The following is a 4,327-nucleotide window of genomic DNA, read 5'->3' on the forward strand; positions in this document are numbered from 1 at the left end:
CGTCGTGCTGAATTTTAGGCACAAAAAAAGGAGCTAAAAAGCTCCTTTTTTGATAATCAAGTGCTTAGCGACGTAGGCCAAGTTCTTTGATTAACGCAGTATAACGCGTGATGTCTTTACCTTTAAGGTAATCAAGCAATTTACGACGTTGGCTAACTTTGCGAAGCAGACCACGACGTGAATGGAAGTCATGCTTGTGATCAGCAAAGTGACCTTGAAGCTTGTTGATATCAAAAGTAAGTAATGCTACTTGTACTTCAGGTGAACCAGTGTCGCCTTCAGCGCGTGCGAATTTAGCAATGATATCGATCTTTTCTTGATTGCTTAGTGACATAATAACTCCAAAAGTTAAATTTAATAGGTGCTTTAGCCGATCACTAATTCAGCCAAAACGATTAAGCGGGCGTATTCTACCAATAATGAGCATAACTACAAGTTAATTATCCTTCGCGGACCATTAAAGTAGCAAACTGTGCTTAACAGTTACTGCTGCTCTGGTTGTTGATTAGCTAAGCCACGCTTTGATTTTAAATGACCATCAGCATTACGTTCACCGGTGCCAATAAATACGCCGTCGGCCAAAACTTTCAGTGCGCCGTCGGGTAACTCGCAATCAAGGGCAATCGCTTGACCATGACTAAATAAGCTGCCTTGCTGCTGGGTGATCTCAACAACCGGTAAATCAACCAGTGCGGTGTCCATCGGCAATAACAGCTCATCGAGGTAGGTCGAATTGGCAAGCTCTTCAGCTTTCGCTTTGTCAAGCAGCTGCTCTAGTTGCTCAAGCGATACCATTTTATCCGCTGGGTAATGCCCCACGGCACTGCGGTGCAGCATAATCACGTGTGCGCCACAGCCAAGCTTTTCACCTAAGTCATCAACGATAGTACGAATGTAAGTCCCTTTTGATACATGGGCAGTCATTTGTATTTCGTTATTTGCTTCATCAAACTCATCTAGTGTTAAACTAAATACGTTTATTTTTCTGCACTTACGCGGTACTTCTATCCCTTCACGGGCGTATTTATATAAAGGTTTACCTTCATATTTCAACGCTGAGTACATTGACGGGTATTGATCTGACTCGCCTAAAAAAGCGGCTATTTCAGCGGTTAATTGCGCCACCGTTACATTGACATCACGCGTTGCGACGATTTCACCATCTGAGTCTGAGGTGGTGGTGCGCTCGCCTAGTTTAGCGCGCACCACATAGGTTTTGTCGGTATCAAGTAAAAATTGCGTAAACTTAGTCGCCTCACCAAAACAAATCGGCAGCATACCGGTTGCAAGCGGATCGAGGGCACCGGTGTGCCCTGCCTTTTGCGCAAAATAAATGCCTTTTGCTTGCTGTAGTGCCTTGTTTGATGAAATGCCTTCAGGTTTGTTTAACAACAAAATACCATCAACGGGACGGCCTTTACTGCGTCTTGCCATTAGTCTTTAGTGCCTTCTTCGCTATCGGTTTCGTCATCAACATGCTTGGCGTTATCTTCACGTATCACAGAGTCCACTAGGTTAGAGATACGCATCCCTTCCATCAGTGAATTATCAACCACAAATTTAAGCTCAGGCATGATACGCGCACGAATACGTTTACCTAACAACGAACGGATATAACCGGTTGCTTCGTTAAGTACTTTGGCGCTTTGTTTTGCTGCATTTTCATCTTCGGTATTAAATACGGTAATGAAAACTTTGGCATAAGATAAATCGCGCGATACTTCTACCGCAGACACTGTCACCATGCCTAAGCGTGGGTCTTTAATTTCGCGTTGTAAAATTACCGCAATTTCTTTTTGAATTTGCTGAGCAACACGATCAGTGCGAGAAAATTCTCTCATTACATTTGTCCTAAAATTATAACTTCTTAAAATAATACCCATTGGCTTCAGTATAGGGGCTATTTAACGATAACAAAATTGCTCGCTAACGCGGCAAAATTTTTACTCTCTCGTGGTGCTAAATATACCGTGTTTAACAACGCTTACGAGTGATTTAATTCGTTATATTGTGCTCCGCCTTAGGCGCACGAGTATAGTAAGTTAACTAAATAATGGATACACAAATGGGGGCTGAGCCCCCATTTAAAATCTTAGCACAGGTTATGTTGGGCTATCGAGGGTATCCCTTGAGTGTCCAACATACCTAGTCACAATTAAAGTGTACGTTGTACTTCAACTGTTTCAAATACTTCGATTTGGTCGCCAACACGCACGTCATTGTAGTTCTTAACACCGATACCACATTCCATGCCGTTACGTACTTCAGCCACATCATCTTTAAAGCGACGTAATGACTCAAGCTCACCTTCGTAGATAACCACGTTTTCACGAAGTACACGAATTGGTGCGCTACGTTTAACAATACCTTCGGTAACCATACAACCGGCAATTGCGCCAATTTTTGGCGACTTAAATACGTCACGAACCTGTGCAAGACCAATGATCTCTTGCTTAAACTCAGGTGCTAACATACCCGACATTGCTTGTTTAACTTCGTCAATCAAGGCATAAATAACGCTGTAGTAACGTAGGTCTAAGTTTTCAGCCTCAATCACTTTACGTGCAGATGCATCAGCACGAACATTAAAGCCCACTACGATAGCGTTAGACGCTGCAGCAAGGGTTGCATCCGTTTCCGTGATACCACCAACGCCTGAACCCACAATCTTCACTTTTACTTCATCAGTAGACAGCTTAGTTAATGAATCAGAAATTGCTTCGATAGAACCTTGTACGTCTGCTTTAAGTACTACGTTAACTTCAGAAACATCGCCTTCAGCCATGTTAGCAAACATGTTTTCAAGTTTCGCTTTTTGTTGACGAGCAAGTTTAACGTCACGGAATTTACCTTGACGGTATAACGCAACTTCACGTGCTTTACGCTCATCTTTAACAACGGTGGCTTCATCACCCGCAGCTGGAATACCAGAAAGACCTAAAATCTCTACCGGAATAGACGGACCAGCAGACTTAATGTCTTTACCGTTTTCATCGCGCATTGCACGAATACGACCATACTCAAGACCACATAGTACAATGTCACCTTGGTTAAGCGTACCTGACTGAACAAGGATAGACGCTACTGGACCACGGCCTTTATCAAGACGTGATTCAATAACCACACCGGCAGCCATACCTTCGGTAGGCGCAGTAAGCTCTAACAGCTCAGATTGCATAAGAACCGCTTCTAATAGGTCATCAATACCTAAACCGGTTTTCGCAGAGATATGCACGTACTGTGTGTCGCCGCCCCACTCTTCAGGAATAACGTCTAGCTGTGCTAGTTCGTTCTTAACGCGATCTGGGTCTACGCCTTCTTTATCCATTTTGTTTACAGCGATAATTAAAGGAACGCCAGCTGCACGCGCATGCTGTACCGCTTCTTTAGTTTGTGGCATTACACCATCATCAGCTGCAACCACTAGGATTACGATATCGGTTGCTTTAGCACCGCGAGCACGCATTGAAGTAAATGCGGCGTGACCCGGCGTATCTAAGAAGGTGATCATGTTGCCGTTTACATCAACGTGGTACGCACCAATGTGCTGTGTAATACCACCGGCTTCACCTGAAGCAACTTTAGCTGAACGAATGTAATCAAGCGTTGATGTTTTACCATGGTCAACGTGACCCATAACAGTCACTACTGGTGCACGCGGCTCAGACTTACCATCTTCGTTACGGTCATTAAGTACTGTTTGCTCTAATTCATTTTCTTTAACAATGATAACCTTGTGGCCCATTTCTTCTGCCACTAATTGTGCAGTTTCTTGGTCAATCACTTGGTTAATGGTAACCATGTCACCCATTTTCATCATTGTTTTTACAACTTCAGCGCCTTTAACTGCCATGCGTGATGCAAGCTCTGCCACTGTAATTGTTTCACTAATACGCACTTCATTTTTAACATCAGCCGTTGGCTTTTGGAAACCATGTTGTAGCGATGTAGGTGCTTTTAGCTTGCCTTTGTTACGGCCTTTAGACGCAGCAAATTTATCTTTTGCTGGCGCTTTTTTCTTTTTCTTCGCACGGCGTGTGCCTTGCTCATCACGAGCATCTGCAACATCTTCCGCTTCACGTGCGTAAGTCGAAGTCGTAAGGTGGTGATCCGCGGTTTCTTCGCGTTTCTTACGTTCTTCTTCTTCTTTTTTCCAACGTGCTGAGTTCTCTTCAGCTAATTTCCGTGCTTCTTCTGCTTGACGTTTCGCTTCTTCTTCAGCTTTCTTCAATGCGGCCTCTTCTGCTTCTTTTTGCAGACGCTCAGCTTCGATGCGATCTTTCTCAGACTTAGCACTTTGCTCTGGGGTCATCTGCTTTTGTTTCGC

4 protein-coding genes are annotated in these 4,327 nt (G+C 43.8%); all 4 read right to left on the minus strand.

Going from position 1 to position 4,327, the window contains the following annotated elements:
* Window positions 1-64: 64 nt before the first annotated feature.
* A complete protein-coding gene (gene rpsO, locus ABYB02_RS15095) occupies window positions 65-334 on the minus strand; it encodes a 30S ribosomal protein S15 (protein WP_011327689.1) in 270 nt (89 codons plus the stop codon).
* A gap of 149 nt (window positions 335-483) precedes the next feature.
* Complete coding sequence (gene truB / locus ABYB02_RS15100; RefSeq protein ID WP_372763230.1) at window positions 484-1,434, minus strand: tRNA pseudouridine(55) synthase TruB; 951 nt, start codon at window positions 1,432-1,434, stop codon at window positions 484-486.
* A complete protein-coding gene (gene rbfA, locus ABYB02_RS15105; RefSeq protein ID WP_256848206.1) occupies window positions 1,434-1,841 on the minus strand; it encodes a 30S ribosome-binding factor RbfA in 408 nt (135 codons plus the stop codon). The genes truB and rbfA overlap by 1 nt, the downstream gene beginning before the upstream one ends.
* A gap of 314 nt (window positions 1,842-2,155) precedes the next feature.
* Window positions 2,156-4,327: translation initiation factor IF-2 (gene infB, locus ABYB02_RS15110; RefSeq protein ID WP_372763231.1), on the minus strand; the 2,172-nt coding region annotated here is incomplete at its 5' end.

This window comes from Pseudoalteromonas sp., from assembly GCF_041613455.1.
Lineage (GTDB): Bacteria > Pseudomonadota > Gammaproteobacteria > Enterobacterales > Alteromonadaceae > Pseudoalteromonas.